Annotated in this window: 16 protein-coding genes and 2 tRNA genes; 2 read left to right on the top strand and 16 right to left on the bottom strand. The window is 69.8% G+C overall.

Going from position 1 to position 18,017, the window contains the following annotated elements; genetic code table 11:
- Positions 1 to 8: 8 nt before the first annotated feature.
- The gene (rnr, locus tag IS481_RS09865) at positions 9 to 2,195 is read right to left on the bottom strand and encodes a ribonuclease R (RefSeq protein WP_104358417.1); all 2,187 of its coding nucleotides are present in this window, start codon (positions 2,193 to 2,195) and stop codon (positions 9 to 11) included.
- 112 nt (positions 2,196 to 2,307) lie between these two features.
- On the opposite strand from rnr, the gene IS481_RS09870 reads away from it, so the two are divergent.
- Together IS481_RS09870 and IS481_RS09875 are read left to right on the top strand one after the other, a co-directional pair.
- A tRNA-Leu gene (locus IS481_RS09870) sits at positions 2,308 to 2,392 on the top strand.
- A gap of 266 nt (positions 2,393 to 2,658) precedes the next feature.
- Positions 2,659 to 2,743: transfer RNA gene (locus IS481_RS09875), tRNA-Leu, on the top strand.
- Positions 2,744 to 2,998: 255 nt separating this feature from the next.
- Here the strand turns inward: IS481_RS09875 and IS481_RS09880 are convergent.
- The 15 genes from IS481_RS09880 to pilW all read right to left on the bottom strand — a co-directional run bounded on the left by IS481_RS09880 (position 2,999) and on the right by pilW (position 17,992).
- The gene (locus IS481_RS09880; RefSeq protein ID WP_104358958.1) at positions 2,999 to 3,520 is read right to left on the bottom strand and encodes a phosphoribosyltransferase; all 522 of its coding nucleotides are present in this window, start codon (positions 3,518 to 3,520) and stop codon (positions 2,999 to 3,001) included.
- A gap of 61 nt (positions 3,521 to 3,581) precedes the next feature.
- Complete coding sequence (locus IS481_RS09885) at positions 3,582 to 4,913, bottom strand: adenylosuccinate synthase (RefSeq protein WP_104358959.1); 1,332 nt, start codon at positions 4,911 to 4,913, stop codon at positions 3,582 to 3,584.
- A 69-nt stretch (positions 4,914 to 4,982) separates the two neighbouring features.
- Positions 4,983 to 6,146, bottom strand: a complete 1,164-nt coding sequence (locus tag IS481_RS09890) for an ATP phosphoribosyltransferase regulatory subunit (RefSeq protein WP_104358960.1) — start codon at positions 6,144 to 6,146, stop codon at positions 4,983 to 4,985.
- 90 nt (positions 6,147 to 6,236) lie between these two features.
- On the bottom strand, positions 6,237 to 6,425 hold the full coding sequence (locus IS481_RS09895; protein WP_104358961.1) for a DUF2065 domain-containing protein: 189 nt from the start codon (positions 6,423 to 6,425) through the stop codon (positions 6,237 to 6,239).
- A 12-nt stretch (positions 6,426 to 6,437) separates the two neighbouring features.
- The gene (gene hflC / locus IS481_RS09900; RefSeq protein WP_104358962.1) at positions 6,438 to 7,322 is read right to left on the bottom strand and encodes a protease modulator HflC; all 885 of its coding nucleotides are present in this window, start codon (positions 7,320 to 7,322) and stop codon (positions 6,438 to 6,440) included.
- 36 nt (positions 7,323 to 7,358) lie between these two features.
- Entirely contained in the window at positions 7,359 to 8,672 is a 1,314-nt protein-coding gene (gene hflK / locus IS481_RS09905) for an FtsH protease activity modulator HflK (protein WP_232529218.1), read from the bottom strand.
- 89 nt (positions 8,673 to 8,761) lie between these two features.
- Positions 8,762 to 10,006: a GTPase HflX gene (hflX, locus tag IS481_RS09910; RefSeq protein WP_104358964.1), complete on the bottom strand. Its 1,245-nt coding sequence runs from the start codon at positions 10,004 to 10,006 to the stop codon at positions 8,762 to 8,764.
- Between the two features lie 60 nt (positions 10,007 to 10,066).
- Positions 10,067 to 10,309: an RNA chaperone Hfq gene (gene hfq, locus IS481_RS09915; protein ID WP_104358965.1), complete on the bottom strand. Its 243-nt coding sequence runs from the start codon at positions 10,307 to 10,309 to the stop codon at positions 10,067 to 10,069.
- 67 nt (positions 10,310 to 10,376) lie between these two features.
- Positions 10,377 to 11,723, bottom strand: a complete 1,347-nt coding sequence (gene der / locus IS481_RS09920) for a ribosome biogenesis GTPase Der (RefSeq protein WP_104358966.1) — start codon at positions 11,721 to 11,723, stop codon at positions 10,377 to 10,379.
- A 22-nt stretch (positions 11,724 to 11,745) separates the two neighbouring features.
- The gene (gene bamB / locus IS481_RS09925; RefSeq protein ID WP_232529220.1) at positions 11,746 to 12,843 is read right to left on the bottom strand and encodes an outer membrane protein assembly factor BamB; all 1,098 of its coding nucleotides are present in this window, start codon (positions 12,841 to 12,843) and stop codon (positions 11,746 to 11,748) included.
- Positions 12,844 to 12,896: 53 nt separating this feature from the next.
- Positions 12,897 to 13,562: a YfgM family protein gene (locus IS481_RS09930; RefSeq protein ID WP_104358967.1), complete on the bottom strand. Its 666-nt coding sequence runs from the start codon at positions 13,560 to 13,562 to the stop codon at positions 12,897 to 12,899.
- A gap of 52 nt (positions 13,563 to 13,614) precedes the next feature.
- Positions 13,615 to 14,901, bottom strand: a complete 1,287-nt coding sequence (gene hisS, locus IS481_RS09935) for a histidine--tRNA ligase (protein WP_104358968.1) — start codon at positions 14,899 to 14,901, stop codon at positions 13,615 to 13,617.
- Between the two features lie 90 nt (positions 14,902 to 14,991).
- Entirely contained in the window at positions 14,992 to 16,275 is a 1,284-nt protein-coding gene (gene ispG, locus IS481_RS09940) for a flavodoxin-dependent (E)-4-hydroxy-3-methylbut-2-enyl-diphosphate synthase (protein WP_104358969.1), read from the bottom strand.
- 30 nt (positions 16,276 to 16,305) lie between these two features.
- Positions 16,306 to 17,229, bottom strand: a complete 924-nt coding sequence (locus IS481_RS18525) for a helix-turn-helix domain-containing protein (protein WP_104358970.1) — start codon at positions 17,227 to 17,229, stop codon at positions 16,306 to 16,308.
- Positions 17,222 to 17,992: a type IV pilus biogenesis/stability protein PilW gene (pilW, locus tag IS481_RS09950; RefSeq protein ID WP_232529221.1), complete on the bottom strand. Its 771-nt coding sequence runs from the start codon at positions 17,990 to 17,992 to the stop codon at positions 17,222 to 17,224. Before pilW ends, IS481_RS18525 begins: the two co-directional genes overlap by 8 nt.
- Positions 17,993 to 18,017 lie beyond the last annotated feature (25 nt).

Below are 18,017 nucleotides of genomic sequence, written 5' to 3' on the forward strand. Positions count from 1 at the left end.
CGCGGGGTTCAGCCGCGACGCGGGCGCGACTTCTTGGCGGCGCTGCGGCCCGTCTTGGCCGCGGCCCCGGCGGGACGGGCCCCGGCCGTCTTGCGCGCGGTCGTGCGGCTGCGCGCGCGCACCTGGCGGTCGGCCTCCTGCACGCCCTTGAGCTGCTCGACCTTGCTGCCTGCCTTCTCGCGCTTCGCGCGCGCGGCCAGCCGCTCGTCCAGCGTGTCACGCACCAGGCGGAAGTCGATCTTGCGACCGTCGAGGTCGACACGGCTGACCTGCACCCGCACGCGCGCGCCCACGGCGTAGCGCACCCCGGTGCGCTCGCCCCGCAGCTCCTGGCGCACCTCGTCAAAGCGGAAGTACTCGCTGCCGAGCTCGGTGATGTGCACCAGCCCTTCGACGTACAGGTCGTCGAGCTGCACGAACAGCCCGAACGGCGTGACCGCGCTGACCGTGCCCCCGTACTCCTCGCCCAGGTGCTCGCGCATGTAGCGGCACTTGAGCCAGGCCTCGACGTCGCGCGAGGCTTCGTCGGCGCGGCGCTCGCAGGCGCTGCAGTGGATGCCAGCCGCCTCCCACTGGGCCAGCTCGTTGGCCGCCACCGCCTTGCCGCGGCCGCCGCGCCGGGCCGGCTCCTCCTGCGCCACGCCGATCAGCTGGTAGCGCCGGCCGAGCAGCAAGGCCTTGATCACGCGGTGCACCAGCAGGTCCGGGTAGCGACGGATCGGGCTGGTGAAGTGGGTGTAGGCCTCGTAGGCCAGGCCGAAATGGCCGCTGTTGACCGGCGTGTAGATGGCCTGCTGCATCGAGCGCAGCAGCATCATGTGGATCTGCGCCGCGTCCGGGCGGTCCTTGGTGGCCTGCGCCAGCGCCTGGAACTCGCCGGGCTTGGGATCGTCGCTCAGGCCCATGCCGATGCCCAGCGCCCGCAGGTAGTTCTGCAGGATGGTGCGCTTCTCCGGCGTCGGGCCTTCGTGCACGCGGTACAGCGCCGGATGGTTGGCGCGCGAGATGAAGTCGGCCGAGCAGACGTTGGCTGCAAGCATGGCCTCCTCGATCAGCCGGTGCGCCTCGGTGCGCACGCGCGGCACGATCTTCTCGATGCGCCCGTTCTCGTCGCAGACGATCTGCGTTTCGGTGGTCTCGAAGTCCACCGCGCCGCGCTCGGCGCGCTGGCGCAGCAACGCGCGGTACACCTCGTGCAGGTTCAGCAGGTGCGGTACCAGGTCCTTGCGGCGCATCGCCTCGGGCCCGCGCGTGTTGGCCAGGATGGCCGCCACCTCGGTGTAGGTCAGCCGCGCATGCGAGCGGATCACCGCCGGGAAGAACTGGTAGGCGTGGATCTCGCCCTTGGCATTGACGAGCATGTCGCACACCATCGCCAGCCGGTCCTCGTCCGGGTTCAGCGAGCACAGCCCGTTGGACAGCTTCTCGGGCAGCATCGGGATGACCCGGCGCGGGAAGTACACCGAGGTCGCCCGCTCGTACGCGTCCAGGTCCAGCGGCTCGCCGGGCTTCACGTAGTGGCTGACGTCGGCGATCGCCACCACCAGCCGCCAGCCCTTGCCGCGGCCGACGCGCGCCGGCTCGCAGTAGACGGCGTCATCGAAGTCGCGCGCGTCCTCGCCGTCGATCGTCACCAGCGGCACGTCCGTCAGGTCGATGCGGTGCTTGCGGTCCGCGGCGCGGATCGCGTCGGGCAGCTTGGCCGCCTCGGCCAGCGCCTCGGGCGAGAACTGGTGCGGCACCTCGTACTTGCGCACCGCGATCTCGATCTCCATGCCGGGGTCGTCGATCTCGCCCAGCACCTCGGTCACGCGGCCGACCGGCTGCGAATACAGCGAAGGCGGCTCGGTCAGCTCCACCGCAACCACCTGCCCGGCCTGCGCCTTGGCGGTCGCGTTCTTCGGGATCAGGATGTCCTGCCCGTAACGCTTGTCCTCCGGCGCGACGACCCACACGCCGTTCTCGTGCAGCAGTCGCCCGATGATGGGCGTCTTGCGGCGCTCGAGGATCTCCAGGATGCGCCCTTCGGGGCGGCCCTTGCGGTCGTAGCGGATGATGCGCACGCGCACGCGGTCGCGGTGCAGCACCGCACGCATCTCCTGCGGCGAAAGGTAGACGTCGGCCTCGCCGTCGTCCCGGATCAGGAAGCCGTGGCCGTCACGGTGTCCCTGGACCACCCCTTCGACTTCGCTCATCAGCGAAGGGCCGGATGGGGTGCTTGCAACTTTCGAATTCTTGATGATAGAATCTCCTTCTCTGTTCGACGCCGAAGCAAAACAATACCAGCTTCGAATCGATCAGAACAAAGCCCAGGTGGCGGAATTGGTAGACGCACTAGTTTCAGGTACTAGCGGGTAACTCCGTGGAGGTTCGAGTCCTCTCCTGGGCACCAGACACAAGGCCTCGCATCGCAAGATGCGGGGCTTTTTCTTTGTCGTGTGTCGTTTCATGCAATCGCTAGTGTCTGTGACTGCTGCCGCGCCTTGCGCGACAGCCTCAAGGTACATTGTGACGGCATTGGCGCCGGTTTGTGCAGCCGACCTGCACGCTTGCGCGATCCGCGAGCATGACGGCGAGACAGCGCTGCGACAAACGATATAGAATCGCGCCTTCTGCAGCGACGACGAAACCCCACGGTTTCGAATCGCGCGGAACCCGGCCCAGGTGGCGGAATTGGTAGACGCACTAGTTTCAGGTACTAGCGGGTAACTCCGTGGAGGTTCGAGTCCTCTCCTGGGCACCAGACACAAGGCCTCGCATCGCAGGATGCGGGGCCTTTTTCTTTCCCTGCGGCAGGCACGGGCATGAGAAGGCCACGCCGCGCGCTGCGGCAGGGCTGGTGGCACTCCGGCCGCCCGGTTGACGGCCGGGGCAACCCGGCACCCCAGGGCTAGGGCTTGAGCGCCGCGCAGGACCGGGGCGTCGCGCCCTGCATCCGCTGCGCGCCGGCGGGGTGCCCCCTCGCCCGCCGCGGACCGAACCCGCCTGCCGGTCGGGTTCAGACTTCGAACTTCTTCGCCAGCCCTTCCGGACGCAGCGTGTCGTACTCCTCGAACGGCTGGTGGATCCAGGGGCTGGTCGGCAGCATCTCGACGTAGTAGTCGGGGGTGTAGCTCGAGACGCCCTTGACCCAGATCACCGCCGAGCGCAGCTCCGTGATCGCGGGCATGCCGCGCAGGCGCTCGACCACCGCGCGCAGCGTCACGCCCGAGTCGGCCAGGTCGTCGACCAGCAGCACGCGCCCGGCCAGCTCGCCCTTGGGCATGGTGATGTACTTGGCCATGTCCAGCCGCCCCTGGATCGTGCCCGCCTCGGCACGGTAGGAGCTGGTCGACATGATCGCCAGGGGCTTGTCGAACACGCGGGACAACACGTCGCCCGGGCGCATGCCGCCGCGCGCCAGGCACAGGATCTGGTCGAACTGCCAGCCCGAGTTGTGCACCTTGAGCGCCAGGCGCTCGATCAGCATGTGGTACTCGTCCCAGGAAACGTAGAGATGTTTGCCGTCGTCGGTCAGCATGGGGATTCCTTGATCTCGGCGGGCCTGCCGTGATGTTCGTCGGGTCGCGTTCGATGCTCGATCAGGCTTTGTACGGATGGCGCAACAGGATGGTGTGCTCCCGGTCGGGTCCGGTGGACACCATGTCGATCGGCGCACCGATGCACTCCTGCACGCGCTCGAGGTACTTGCGCGCGTTGACCGGCAGCTGGTCCCACTGCGTCAGGCCGGCGGTGCTTTCCTTCCAGCCCGGGAAGGTCTCGTAGACGGGCTTGCAGGCCTCGATCTCGTCGGCGTCCAGCGGCAGGATGTCCAGTCGCTGGCCGTCGAGCTCGTAGCCGACGCAGACCTTGATTTCCTCCAGGCCGTCGAGCACGTCCAGCTTGGTGATGCACAGGCCCGAGACGCCGTTGATCAGGATCGAGCGCTTGAGCGCGGCCGCATCCAGCCAGCCGCAGCGACGCGCGCGGCCGGTGACGGTGCCACGCTCTTGGCCGACGGTGGACAGGTGGTGGCCCACGGTGCCGGGCTGGTGGATGTCCAGCTCGGTCGGGAACGGGCCGCTGCCCACGCGCGTGGTGTAGGCCTTGGTGATGCCGAGGATGTAGTGCAGCTTGTCCGGGCCCACGCCGGAGCCGGCCGCGGCGTTGCCGGCCACGCAGTTGCTCGACGTGACGAACGGATAGGTGCCGTGGTCCACGTCCAGCAGCGTGCCCTGCGCACCCTCGAACAGCACGTTGCCGCCCTCGCGGTTGGTCTGCTCGATGCGCACGCCCACGTCGGCCAGCATGGGCCGCAGCTGCTCGGCCACCTTCATCGCATGGTCGAAGATGGGCTGGAATTCCAGCGGCGTGCCCTTCAGGTAGCCCTGCAGCACGAAGTTGTGGAACTCCAGCAGCTCGCGCAGCTTCTTCGCGAAGCGGTCCGGGTGCTTGAGGTCCTGCACCCGCAGCGCGCGGCGCGCGACCTTGTCCTCGTAGGCCGGGCCGATGCCCTTGCCGGTGGTGCCGATCTTGCCGGCGCCGCTCGATTCGCGCAGCGCCTCGCGCGCGCGGTCGACCTCGACGTGGAACGGCAGGATCAGCGGGCAGGACTCGCTGATGAACAGGCGCGAGCGCACCTCGACGCCGGCGGCCTCGAGGCGCTCGATCTCGCCGAGCAGGTGGGTCGGGTCGACCACCACACCGTTGCCGATGTAGCAGGCCACGCCATCGCGCATCACGCCGGAAGGGATCAGCTGCAGGGCCGTCTTCTTGCCCTTGATGACCAGGGTGTGGCCGGCGTTGTGTCCCCCCTGGAAGCGCACCACGCCGGCGGCATGGTCGGTCAGCCAGTCCACCACCTTGCCCTTGCCTTCGTCACCCCACTGGGTGCCGATCACGACGACGTTGCGCCCACGGTTTTGCTGCGTCATGGAAATGTCCCTGGAAAACTCAAACAGTCTGGAAATGCCGGGGCCGTCTCGTGGCCGGAACCGAAGGCGTCACAGCACCTTCACGACCCACTGACCATCGACCCGAGCCAGCTCGCGGTCGCAATCGAATTCCTGCACCTCGTGCTCGTGCCCGGGCAGCACGCACACGACGGTCTCGCCCTGCTCGCGCAGGCGGCGGATCATCTGCCGCAGCGCGGCATCCTCGCCCCACGGGGCGCGGATCGCCGCACGCACGCCGTTGACGCGCGACCAGCGCGCCAGCTCCTTCAGGTCGGTGCTGAAGCCCACCGCCGGACGGTTGCGGCCGAACACCGCGCCCACCTCGTCGTAGCGGCCGCCGCGTACCAGCGAATCGGCGCCGCCAGCGGCGTAGATCGCGAAGCGGGTGCCGCTGTAGTAGGCATAGCCGCTCAGGTCCGCAAGGTCGAAACCGATGGTGACGTCCGGGTGGGTCGCCTGCAGGTGCTCGGCCAGCCAGCGCAGGTCGGCGAGCGCCGAGCGGATCAGCGGGCGCTGCGGCAGCACCCGGGCCGCCTCGTCCAGCACCTCTAGGCCGCCGTACAGGCGCGTCAAGGCAAGCAGGCCGCCGCGGCTTTCGGCCGGGAAGTCTCGGGTCAGTTCCTCCAGGCCCGGCGCGTCCTTGGCCGCCAGGCTGGCATAGACCTCGTCCAGCACCAAGGCGTCCACCGGCACGCCCGCCAGCAGGCCGCGCACGATGCGGGCGTCGGCCATGTCCAGCGTCAGCTGGGAAATGCCCACGCGCTGCAGCCCTTCGAGGGCGAGTTCCTGCACTTCCAGGTCGGCTTCCAGGCCGGCATGGCCGTAGATCTCGGCGCCGAACTGCAGCGGTTCGCGCGTGGCATGCAGGCCCGAGGGGCGGGTGTGCAGCACCGGGCCGCAGTAGCACAGGCGGGTGACCCCCTGGCGGTTGAGCAGGTGCGCGTCGATGCGCGCCACCTGGGTGGTGGTGTCGGCCCGCACGCCCAGCGTGCGGCCGCTCAGCTGGTCGACCAGCTTGAAGGTGCGCAGGCCCAGCTCGCGCCCGGTGCCCGACAGCAGGGATTCCAGGTACTCGAGCAGCGGAGGCATCACGAGCTCGTACCCATAGCCTCTTGCCGCATCGAGCAGGGTCCGACGCAGTTCCTCGATCCGACGCGCCTCGGAGGGCAAGACATCGGCGATGTGCTCGGGCAGCAGCCAAGCAGACGACATAAAAACCACCGGGGATTAAAAGCGTGATTGTACCGGCGGCCCGGGATCGGGCCGATGCCTCACGCTGGCAACGTGACGCGCGGCGGCCCCTCAGGGGCCGAACAGCCACAGCAGGGCCAGGCCGCTGAGCAGGCTGGCCAGCCCCAGGAAGCGCAGCTGGCCGTCGGTCAGGCGCAGGGCCTGTTCAAAGACGCGGCGCCAGGCGGCCGGGCTCGCGAAGGGCAGCAGCCCTTCCAGCACGAACACCAGCGCCAGCGCCGTCCAGATCACCTCGCTCATCGACGCACGGCATCACTTGCGCGTCGGCAGCGCGCCCCCGCGCATCGCGCGGAAGAACTCGTTCGAGTCGGGGTCGAGCACCAAGATGTCCGAACGGTTGCGGAAGCTCTGGCGGTACGCCTCCAGGCTGCGGTAGAACTGCGCGAACTGCGGGTCGCGCCCGAACGCCGCGGCATAGATGGCGGCCGCCTTGGCATCGCCCTCGCCCTTGATCTTCTGCGCCTCGCGGTAGGCCTGGGCGATGATCATGTCGCGCTGCTTGTCGGCGTCGGCGCGGATCTGTTCGCCCTCGGCGGCGCCGGTCGAACGCAGCTCGGCGGCCACGCGCTTGCGCTCCGACTCCATGCGGCGGTAGACCGACTCGGTGATGTTGGTGTGGAAGTCGACCCGCTTGGTGCGCACGTCGACGATCTCGATGCCGAAGCTCTTGGCGTCGTCGGCCAGGCGCGCGCGCACGCCCTGCATCACCTGCTCGCGCTGCGTGGCCAGCACCTCGCGCACGGTGCGCTTGGTGACTTCCTCGTTGAAGGCGGCCTGCACGATCGGCGCCAGACGGATCTCGGCGTTGCGCATGTCCACGCCGTTGTTGCGGATGAACTGGCGCGGATCGACGATGCGCCACTTCACCAGCCAGTCGATCACCAGGCTCTTCTTCTCGGCGGTGAAGATCGGGCTGGTCTGCGGGCTGTCCAGGGTCTGGATGCGACGGTCCAGGAACACCACGTTCTGGAACGGCGGGGGCATCTTCACCTTCAGGCCGGGTTCGACGATGACCTCCTTGATCTCGCCGAGCGCGTAGACCACGGCGGCCTGGCGCTGGTCGACGACGAACAGCGTCGAGCTCGCGATGACCACGAGCAGCAGGAGGGTCGAGATGATGAGTCCGATGCGGTTCATGGGAGCCTTTTGTATCAGGTCTTGTTGTCGGTCACGTCAGCGGGTCTCGCGCTCGCGGCTGCGTTGGTTGTCGCGCGAACGGATGTCCGAACCCGACGACAGCGGCGCGCCTTCTCCCACTCCCGCGGACGGCGTCGTGGTGGCCGGGGCGGCCGTCCCGCCCGTGCCAGCCCCGCCGGACTGCTGCAGCAGCTTGTCCAGCGGCAGGTACAGCAGGTTGGCGTTGTTGCGGGTATCGATCAGCACCTTGGTCGCGTTGGCGTAGATCTGCTGCATCGTCTCGAGGTAGAGGCGGTCGCGCGTCACCGCCGGTGCCTTCTCGTATTCGGCCAGCACGCTGCGGAAGCGGTCGGCATCACCCTCGGCCTGCGCGATCACGCGCGCGCGGTAGCCCTCGGCCTCCTCGCGCAGCCGCGAGGCCGTGCCCTGGGCACGAGGGATCACCTCGTTGGCGTAGGCCTGCGCCTCGTTCTTGGCACGCTCGCGGTCGGCCGTGGCGCGGAACGCGTCGTCGAACGCGGCCTGCACCTGCTCGGGCGGCTGCACGCTCTGCACGTTGACGTTGGAGATCAGGATGCCGGCGTTGAGCCGGTCGAGCTGGGCCTGGATCGAGGCGGCCAGGTCGGCGGCGATCACGTCGCGCTGCTCGTAGAGCACCGAGTCCATCAGGCTGCGCCCGACGATCTCGCGCACCGCGGATTCGGCTGCCTGCACCACCGCGTCGTCGGGGCGGCGGTTCTCGAACACGTACTGCTTGACGTCCTTCAGGCGGTACTGGACCGTGAAGCGGATGTCGACGATGTTCTCGTCCTGGGTCAGCATCGACGAGTCACGCAGCCCCGTCTGCGGCACCACCGAGGAAGAGCCGATGTCGACCGAGCGCAGCTGCGTCACGGGCACCACCTCGTGCGACTGGAACGGGTACGGCAGGCGCCACTTGAAGCCGGCTTCGGCCGTGTAGCTGTACTTGCCGAACGACAGCACCACCGCCTGGTGGCCTTCCTGCACGATGAAGAAGCCGCTGCCCAGCCAGATCAGCACCGCCACGCCGACGATGAGGCCGGCCCCCAGGCCGGCGCCCTTCATGTCGGGCTGGAACGAGCCCCCGCCGCCACCGTCACCGCTGCCGCCCGGACGCGAGCCGCCGCCGCGGCCGCCGAACAGGCCGGACAGCTTGCGGTTGAAGTCGCGCCACAGTTCGTCCAGGTCGGGCGGACCTTCGTTGCGGCCGCCGCCCCCGGAGCCCTGGCTGCGCGCGGGCTCGTTGCCCTGCGGCTCGAGACCACGCCCCCAGCGGTTGTCGTTGAGGTTGAACAGGCGCTGGACGCCCCGGTATGCCGTAGCCCCCACGGCCTTCGCGAAGGCGGCAGCGACCGCCGAGAGCCGTCCGGGGAAGCCGCTTCCTGCGGGCGTACGGGGCGCGTGAGAGTTACTTGTGATCATGCTCGTGCAATCGAAACGGGTTGATGCTTGGTGTCATGGAGCTCGCCTGCGGTGCCCGCGCCGGCATCGGTGCCGGCCTCGGGCAGGGCGGCATCGGCCTGCGGCATGTCCGCCGCCAGCGTCCCCATCGCAGCCTGCGCAATGATATGGCGCAATGCGTCCATTCCCTCCCCTTGCGCCGCACTGATGAAGACGCGCGGCACGGAACGCCCCGGGGCGATCTCGAACGCGTCGACGCCCTGGCGCGGACGCTGGTCGGCTTCCAGCGCGTCCACCTTGTTGAAGACCAGCACCTGCGGCACGTCGGCGGCACCGATTTCGTGCAGCACCCGCTGCACTTCCTGCACGTGCTCGCGCCAGGTGGGGCTGGCAGCATCGACGACGTGCAGCAGCAGGTCCGCGTCGGCCGCCTCCTGCAGGGTGGCCTGGAAGGCTTCGACCAGGGTATGGGGCAGGTCGCGGATGAAGCCGACCGTGTCCGACAGCGACACCGAACGGTCGGCCTCGGCGAGGTACAGCTGGCGGGTGGTCGTGTCCAGCGTCGCGAACAGCTGGTCGGCGGCATAGGCGCGCGCCTTGACCAGCGCGTTGAACAGCGTGGACTTGCCGGCGTTGGTGTAGCCCACCAGCGAGACGTTGTAGGTATTGTTGCGCGTGCGCGAGCGCCGCTGCGTATGGCGCTGGCGCTTGACCTTCTCGAGCTGCGCCTTCAGCGCCTTGATGCGCTGGCCGATCATGCGGCGGTCCAGCTCGATCTGGGTTTCGCCCGGGCCGCCGCGGTGGCCGACGCCGCCGCGCTGGCGCTCCAGGTGGGTCCAGCGGCGCACCAGGCGCGTGGACAGGTATTGCAGGCGCGCCAGCTCGACCTGCAGCTTGCCCTCGTGGCTCTTGGCGCGCTGCGCGAAGATCTCCAGGATCAGCATCGTGCGGTCGGCGACCGGCACGCCGAGGTGGCGCTCGAGGTTGCGCTGCTGCGCGGGCGACAGCGCCTGGTCGAACAGCACGGACGCCGCGCCGTGCTCGGCCACCAGGGCCTTGATCTCGTCGGCCTTGCCCTCACCGACGAACAGGGCGGCATCGGGAGTCCGGCGCCGGGTGGTCAGCCGGGCCACGGGAAGGTCGCCGGCCGATTCGGCCAGCAACGCGAGTTCATCCAGGGTGGGATCGAAGGGCGAGCCCGGGCCGAGGTCCACGCCCACCAGCACGGTACGGGGAAGGTTCTCGCGGTCGGAGGGAATCAATGTCTTTGCCGCTGCCAGGGCTCGGGAGGGCCCGGGCGCGGACCCTCGTGCACGTCGGTGTCAGTTGGAATCGTTCGATTCGCCGGGGTGGAAATTCACCGCGCGGCCGGGAACGACCGTGGAGATGGCATGTTTGTAGACCATCTGGGTCACGGTATTGCGCAAGAGCACCACATACTGATCAAACGACTCGATGTGGCCCTGCAGCTTGATGCCGTTGACCAGATAGATCGAGACCGGCACATGTTCCTTGCGCAGCAGGTTCAGAAAGGGGTCTTGTAGAAGCTGCCCTTTGTTGCTCACGATATGCTCCGTGTTGAAAGTTTTGGAACCTGCACGTTAACACAGCCCCCCCGGGGCCGGGAAAAAGTCAGGAATCCTTGTCCGAGTAGGGGTTGCGCGAGGAACGCATCTCGATGCGCAAGGGCGTGCCGACCAGCTTGAAATGCTCCCGGAACCGCCCTTCCAGGAAGCGCTTGTAGGCATCCGTGACGTGCTCCAGCGAATTGCCGTGGATCACGATCACCGGCGGGTTCATCCCGCCCTGGTGCGCGTAACGCAGCTTGGGCCGGAACATGCCGGCGCGCTTGGGCGCCTGGAACTGCACCGCCTCGTGCAGCAGGCGCGTCAGCACCGGCGTGGGCATCTTCTTGAAGGCCGAGGCGTGCGCCTCCTCGATCGCCTTCCACAGCGGCCCGAGCCCCTGGCGCTTGAGCGCCGAGATGTGCACGATGGGCGCGAACTTCAGGAAGGCCAGGCGCTGGTCGATCGAGCGCTGCAGCATCATGCGCTGGTAGTCGTCGACCGCGTCCCACTTGTTGACCGCCACCACCACGGCGCGACCGCTGTCGAGGATGTAACCGGCGATGTGGGCGTCCTGGTCGGTCACCCCCTGGGTCGCGTCCAGCAGCAGCACGACCACGTTGGACTCGGCGATCGCCTGCAGCGTCTTGACCACCGAGAACTTCTCGATCGCCTCGAACACCCTGCCCTTGCGGCGCAGCCCCGCGGTGTCGATCAGCTCGAAGCGGCGGCCGCCGCGCTCGAACGGCACCGAGATCGCATCCCGGGTGGTGCCCGGCATGTCGAACGCGACCAGGCGCTCCTCGCCGAGCCAGGTGTTGATCAGCGTGGACTTGCCGACGTTGGGCCGGCCGGCCACCGCCAACCGGATGACCTGGGCACGGGCCTCCCGCTGTTCCTCGTCCTCCTCGTCTTCCTCGAAGACGAACGGCTCCAGCGCCACCTCGAGCAGGCTGCGCACGCCCTGGCCGTGGGCGGCGGACACCGGGATGGGCTCGCCCATGCCCAGTTCGTGGAACTCGGCGATCTGGGGTGCGTCGCGCATGCCCTCGGCCTTGTTCACGGCCAGCAGCACGCGCTTGCTGGTGGTGCGCAGGTAGCGCGCGATGTCATGGTCCTGCGCCGACAGGCCGGCGCGGGCATCGACGACGAAGATCACCACGTCGGCCTCGGCCACGGCCTGGCGGGTCTGCTTGGCCATCTCCCGGACGATGCCGGTGGAGGAATCCGGCTCGAAGCCGCCGGTGTCGACGACGATGAACTCGCGGTCCCCCAGGCGGCCGTCGCCATAGTGGCGGTCGCGGGTCAGGCCGGCGAAGTCGGCGACGATGGCGTCGCGCGACTTCGTCATCCGGTTGAACAGCGTCGACTTGCCGACGTTGGGCCGTCCGACCAGCGCAATGACGGGTTTCATGGGCGATCGCCTCGCTCTCGCTTCAGGGCATGCGCACGGCGTGGACGCTGCCGGACGCCGTCACGACGATGACCAGGCCGCCCGCGGCCACGGGCGTCGCGACCACGGCCGAGCCGTCGGTGGCCAGGCGCGCCAGGGGCGTGCCATCCTCGGCCGACAGCACGTGCACGTAGCCTTCGGCATCGCCCACCACCACCCGGCCGCCGAGGGCCTGCGGCGCGGTCAGGCCGCGGAAGCGGAACTGCTCGGCCTCCCACGCCACGTCGCCGTCGCTGCTGCGGTAGGCGGTGACGCGGTCGGTGGCATCGACGCCGTAGACCCGTTGCTCGTCCGCGGCCAGCCCCACGCTGCCACGGCTGGTCTTGCTCCACAGCAGCGCCCCGCGCAGCGCGTCGATGCAGCCGAGCGCAGACTGGAACGCGCGCACGCAGACGGTGTCGCCCTGGCGCGCGGCCGGGCCGACCAGGTCGGCCAGGCGCTCGACCTCGTTGGTGCCGCGCGGCGAGGCCACCGCGACTTCCCAGCGCACGTTGCCGCGCAGCGGGTCCAGCCCGGCCAGCCGGGGCCCCTGGCCCACCACCAGCGTGTTGCGCACCGCCAGCAGCACCCCGGGCTGCGACAGCGTCAGCGGATCGCCCGGGCGGCGCTGCGTCCACAGCTTGCCGCCGGTCTGCGCGTCATAGGCGTGCACCGAGCGGTCCGCGCCGTAGACGAACACCCGCTCGCCGGCCACCAGCGGCGCGGTGACGACGCGCGCGTCGACGCGCTGCCGCCACAGCGCCTTGCCCTGCTCCAGCACCACCAGCTCGTTGCCGGGCGTGACCACCGCCACCCAGCGGCCGTCGCTGCCCACCCCCGCGGCGATGCCGCCGTCGACCTGGGCGCGCCACAGCGCCCGGCCGGACGCGGCCTCGAGCAGCGCGACGCTGCCGTCGCTGGCCGCCACGGCCACCGTCTCGCCCGCCACGGCCACGCGCAGCGGCAGCCGCACGGCGCCGATGCGCTGGGTCCAGGCGGTCTCGACCCGCACGGCCGCGGGCGCCGGCTGGGCCAGCGGCGTGGGCTTGGGTTTCTCCGGCCCGCTGGAGCAACCAGCCAGCAACGCGGCCAATGCCAGCACGCCGGCACACGTCGTCCGGGCACCCGCACGCGCCCTGCGCACCACGGCCGACCTCACCGGACCACCTCCGCGGCAGGTGCAGGGGCGGCGCCCAGCGCGGTCAGCTTGGCCTCGACCAGCGAGCGGTAGCCCGCCGACTCCGGCATGGCCCGGTAGGCCTTCTCGTATTCGGCGCGCGCCTCGGCCTTCTTGCCCTGCGCCAGCAGGATGTCGCCGCGGCGGTCGGCCGCCAGGGCGGCGAACTCGCCGGGCAGGTCGGCGTCGAGCTGCTTGAGCGCCTCGTCGTAGGCCTTCGCGTCAAGCAACAGCCCGGCCAGGCGCAGGCGCGCGATGGCACGGTACGGCGCCTCGCTGCCCTTGTCGATCACCCAGGCCAGCGCGGCGCGGGCCGCGTCGGCCTTGCCCTGGTCGTGCAGGGCCTTGGCAGCAAGCAAGGCGGCCTGGCTGGCGTAGACGGTGCGCGGATGGCGGTCCTTCAGGTCGTCGAAGGCACGCTGCGCCTGCTCGGCGTTGCCTGCCTGCGCAGCCTTCTCGACCTCGTCGTACAGCGCGCTGGCCTTGTAGGCCTGGTCGCGCTGCCACCAGTTCCAGCCGTTCCAGGCGGCGAACGCGCCCAGCACGAGGATGACCACCCAGGTGATCAGGTTGCCGTACTGCTTCCAGAAATGCTTGATGTTCTCAAGCTGCTCTTGTTCTTGGAGGTCGAGTTGGGTAGCCATAGCGGGCGTTGCAGGAAATGGAACGGGCCGCACGCGGCGGCCGAAACTGCGATTATGCGTTGAGGAGTTCGCGCGCCCACTCGCCGGCCTGCGCCAGCGGGCGCAGGGTCTGGGCGGCCGAGGCATCGCGCAGCGGCTTGACCGCGACCTGCCCTTGCGAGACTTCGTCCTCGCCGAAGATCAGCGCGTAGCGGGCGCCACTGGCGTCGGCGCGCTTGAACTGGCTCTTCATGCTGCCGGGACCGTCCTTGCCGGCCGCGTGCATCAGCACCGAGACGCCCGCCGCGCGCAGCGCCTCGATCGTGACCATCGCGTTGCCGAGCACCGTCGCGCTCGGCACGACGGCGTAGGCCACCGGCGCCGGTGCCGGCGGGATGCTGCCCAGCTCCTTGAGCAGCTCCAGCACGCGCTCCACGCCCAGCGCCCAACCCACGGCGGGGGCCGGCTTGCCGCCGATCTGCTCGATCAGGTAGTCGTAGCGGCCGCCGCCGCAGACCGTGCCCTGGGAGCCGAGCCGGTCGGTGACCCACTCGAACACCGTCAGGTTGTAGTAGTCCATGCCGCGCACCAGGCGCGGGTTGATGCGGTACTCCAGCCCGTTGGCATCCAGGATCGCGCGCACCGCGTTGAAGTGCGCGAGCGACGCCTCGCCGAGGTAGTCCATCAGCTTGGGCGCGCCCTCGACCAGGGCCTGCATCGCCGGGTTCTTGGTGTCGAGGATGCGCAGCGGGTTGCTGTACAGGCGCCGCTGGGCATCGACGTCGAGCTGGTCGCGGTGCTGCTCGAAGTAGGCGATCAGCGCCTCGCGGTGGGCCTTGCGCTCGTCGGGCTGGCCCAGGCTGTTGAGCTCCAGGCGCACGTCGTGCAGGCCGATGTCGCGCCACAGCGCGCGGCACATCAGGATCAGCTCGGCGTCGACGTCCGGGCCGGCGTAACCCAGCGCCTCGGCGCCGACCTGGTGGAACTGGCGGTAGCGGCCGCGCTGCGGGCGCTCGTGGCGGAACATCGGGCCGATGTAGTAGATGCGCTTGCCGCCGTCATAGAGCATCGAGTGCTCGGTGACGGCGCGCACGATGCCGGCCGTGTTCTCGGGACGCAGCGTGAGCTTGTCGCCGTTCATCGAGTCCTCGAAGGAGTACATCTCCTTCTCGACGATGTCGGTCACCTCGCCCAGGCCGCGCACGAACAGCGGCGTCGGCTCGACGATCGGCGTGCGCATGTTCGCGTAGCCATAGCGCGCCATCAGTGCGCGCACCTTGTCCTCGAACCACTCCCAGCGCGCCGATTCCGGCGGCAGGATGTCGTTCATGCCTTTGACGGCCCGGAGCTGTTCTGCCATGTTGTCGTTCTGTCGTGTCTGTCTGGTGGGGCCGCCGGCCCCGTCGTCGCAGGAGCGCCCGCCCCTGCCCCGTCGGCGTTGCCGCCTCGCTCAATGCGTCGCCGGGGCCGCACCGAAACGCCGTTCGATGTAGTCCTCGACGATCTTCTGGAATTCCTGCGCAATGCCCTCGCCGCGCAGCGTCATCGCCTTCTGCCCGTCGATGAACACCGGCGCGGCCGGCGTCTCGCCCGTGCCGGGCAGGCTGATGCCGATGTCGGCGTGCTTGCTCTCGCCCGGACCGTTGACGATGCAGCCCATCACGGCGACCTTGAGCGTCTCGACGCCGGGGTAGCGGCTCTTCCAGACCGGCATCTGCGCGCGCAGGTAGTCGTCGATCTGCTTGGCCAGGTCCTGGAACACCGTGCTGGTGGTGCGACCGCAGCCGGGACAGGCGGTCACGCTGGGCACGAAGGTGCGCAGGCCCAGCGCCTGCAGGATCTCCATCGCGACCACCACCTCCTGGGTGCGCGGCTCGCCGGGCTGGGGGGTGAGCGAGACGCGGATCGTGTCGCCGATGCCTTCCTGCAGCAGGATGGCCAGCGCCGCGGCCGAGGCCACCGTGCCCTTCGCACCCATGCCCGCCTCGGTCAGGCCCAGGTGCAGGGGGTAGTCGCAGCGCGCGGCCAGCCCGCGGTAGACGGAGATCAGGTCCTGCACGCCGCTGACCTTGCACGACAGCACGATCTGCTCGCCGCGCATGCCCAGCGCCTCGGCGCGCCGCGCCGACTCGATCGCCGAGGTGATCAGCGCCTGGTACATCACCTGCTGCGCGTCCCACGGCGTGGCGCGGCGCGCGTTCTCGTCCATCAGCGCGGCGAGCAGCTCCTGGTCCAGGCTGCCCCAGTTGACGCCGATGCGCACCGGCTTGTCGTGGCGCAGCGCGACCTCGATCATCTGCGCGAACTGGCGGTCGCGCTTGTCGCCCTTGCCGACGTTGCCGGGGTTGATGCGGTACTTGGACAACGCCTCGGCGCAGGCCGGGTACTGCGTCAGCAGCAGGTGGCCGTTGTAGTGGAAGTCGCCGATCAGCGGCACGTCCACGCCCATGCGGTCGAGCTGCTCGCGGATCGCGGGCACCGCCTGCGCCGCCTCGGGCGTGTTGACCGTGATGCGCACCATCTCCGAGCCGGCGCGCGCCAGTTCCTTGACCTGCACCGCGGTCTCGATGACGTCGGCCGTGTCGGTGTTGGTCATCGACTGCACCCGCACCGGCGCGTCCCCGCCGACGGTCACGACGCGGCTGCCCCAGCGCACGCTGGCCTGGCGCGAGCGCCGCGGCGCGGGCCGCGCGGCCGGGGTGAAGGAGTCGGAATCGGAGGAGAACTGCTGCATGACGGAAGGCCGCGGACGCTCGCGCCGCGGTTACTTGACCTCGAAACGGGCCACGTTGTCGCGCACGAACGGGGTCATGTCGAACGGCTGGCCCCGCACGACGACCTCGGTCGCGCCCGCATTGCCGACCCGCATGCGCAGCGGAAAGCTGCCACCGAAGGTGAGCGTCTCGCCGGGCGCCACCAAGCGCGACAGCAGCACGCGGCCGTTGGCATCGCGCACCTCCATCCAGCTCTCGGCCGTGGTGCGCACCACCACCGGCGCCTCGGCCGCCTGCGGCGCGGCCGCCGGGGGAGCGGCCGGCACCGGCTGGGCAGCAGGCGCCGACGGCGCGGCCGGGGCCGCACCTGGCGACGGCTGCGGTGGCGGGTCGACGACCAGCGGTGCGGAATGCACGGTCTCGGACGCGGGCGCGTCGGTCGGCGGCATCACCGGCACGGTGCTGGTGACCGTGCCGTTCCCCGCGGCAGGTGCGGCGACGTCGTCGCGCGACCAGTTGCCCGGCAGCGTCAGCATCCCGGGCGGCAGCAGCCACAGCACGACGGCGGCGACGATCAGCAGCAGCGGCACCCACACCGCCGGGCGCGACAGCGCCGACAGGACCACGCCGTCGCCGGCGTGCGACGAGCCATCGCGGAACGGCTGGTTGAGCCCGCGCGCGACGTGCTCCAGCCGCGACGGCGTGCCGGGTTCGGGCAGCCGCGCCAGGATGGGCGCAGGATCGACCTTGAGGAAACGGCAGACGGTCTGCGCCAGCGCCCGCGCGAACGTGGGATCGGGCAGCTGGTCGAACTGGTCGGCCTCGAGCGCCTCGAGCTTCTTGACGCTGACCTTGATCGAGGCGGCCAGCGCGGCGATGTGCACCCCCTGCGCCAGGCGCGCCGCCTTGAGCATCTCGCCGGCCGACTGTGCCGGCGCGCCGGGTGCCGCCGTGCTGCGGTCCGCCTCAGTCATTGAAGTTCCTCCGCTCGAAAGCGGCCGCTTCGCGGGAGTTCGGGAAGCGCTGGCGCAGCTGGTTGCCGAAATCCAGCGCGCCGCCGGTGTTGCCCATCTTGTGCTCGATGCGCGCGGCCAGCCACAGCGTTTCCGCGTTCACGTACTCGGGCACGTTGTTGACACGGCGCACGTAGAAGCGTGCACGCTCCAGCTCGCCGCGGCGATACAGCACGTGGGCCAGGTTCACCGCGATCGCGGGGCTGGACGGGTCCAGCTCGTAGGCGCGCATCAGCGTCTTCTCGGCCTCGGCCAGGTCGCCGCCGCGCACCTGGCAGACCCCCTTGGCCAGCAGGGTGCGCGGCGCATCCCGGTACTGCGGGATCCCGATCGCCGCATCGAACTGGGCATGGGCTTCGGCGTAGCGCCGGCGCTGGCAGAGGAACCAGCCATAGTTGTGCATCACGTCCGCATCGCGCGCGTTGAGCTGCAGCGCGCGGCGGAAGCTGTCCTCGGCCAGCTGGTCTTCATTCATGCTGGCGTAGATCAACCCGCGCAGGTTGTAGGCCTGGGGCATGGAGGGATCGGCCTGCAGCGCCAGCTTGACCTCGTCCAGCGCGGTCGTCACCTGCCCCTGCGTGAAGTAGGCGGTGGCCAGTTCCAGGCGGATCTGGGCCCGCCGCTGGGCCTCGGTCTGGTCGGAAGCCGTGCGGATCTCCCCCGATCCGCCCGACGGTGCCGTCGCACAACCGGCCAGCCAGGCGCTGGCCGCGAGCACTGCCATCAGATGCCACACCCTGCGGGATGCG

This window comes from Caldimonas thermodepolymerans (assembly GCF_015476235.1).
In the GTDB taxonomy this organism is placed as follows: Bacteria; Pseudomonadota; Gammaproteobacteria; order Burkholderiales; family Burkholderiaceae_C; genus Caldimonas; species Caldimonas thermodepolymerans.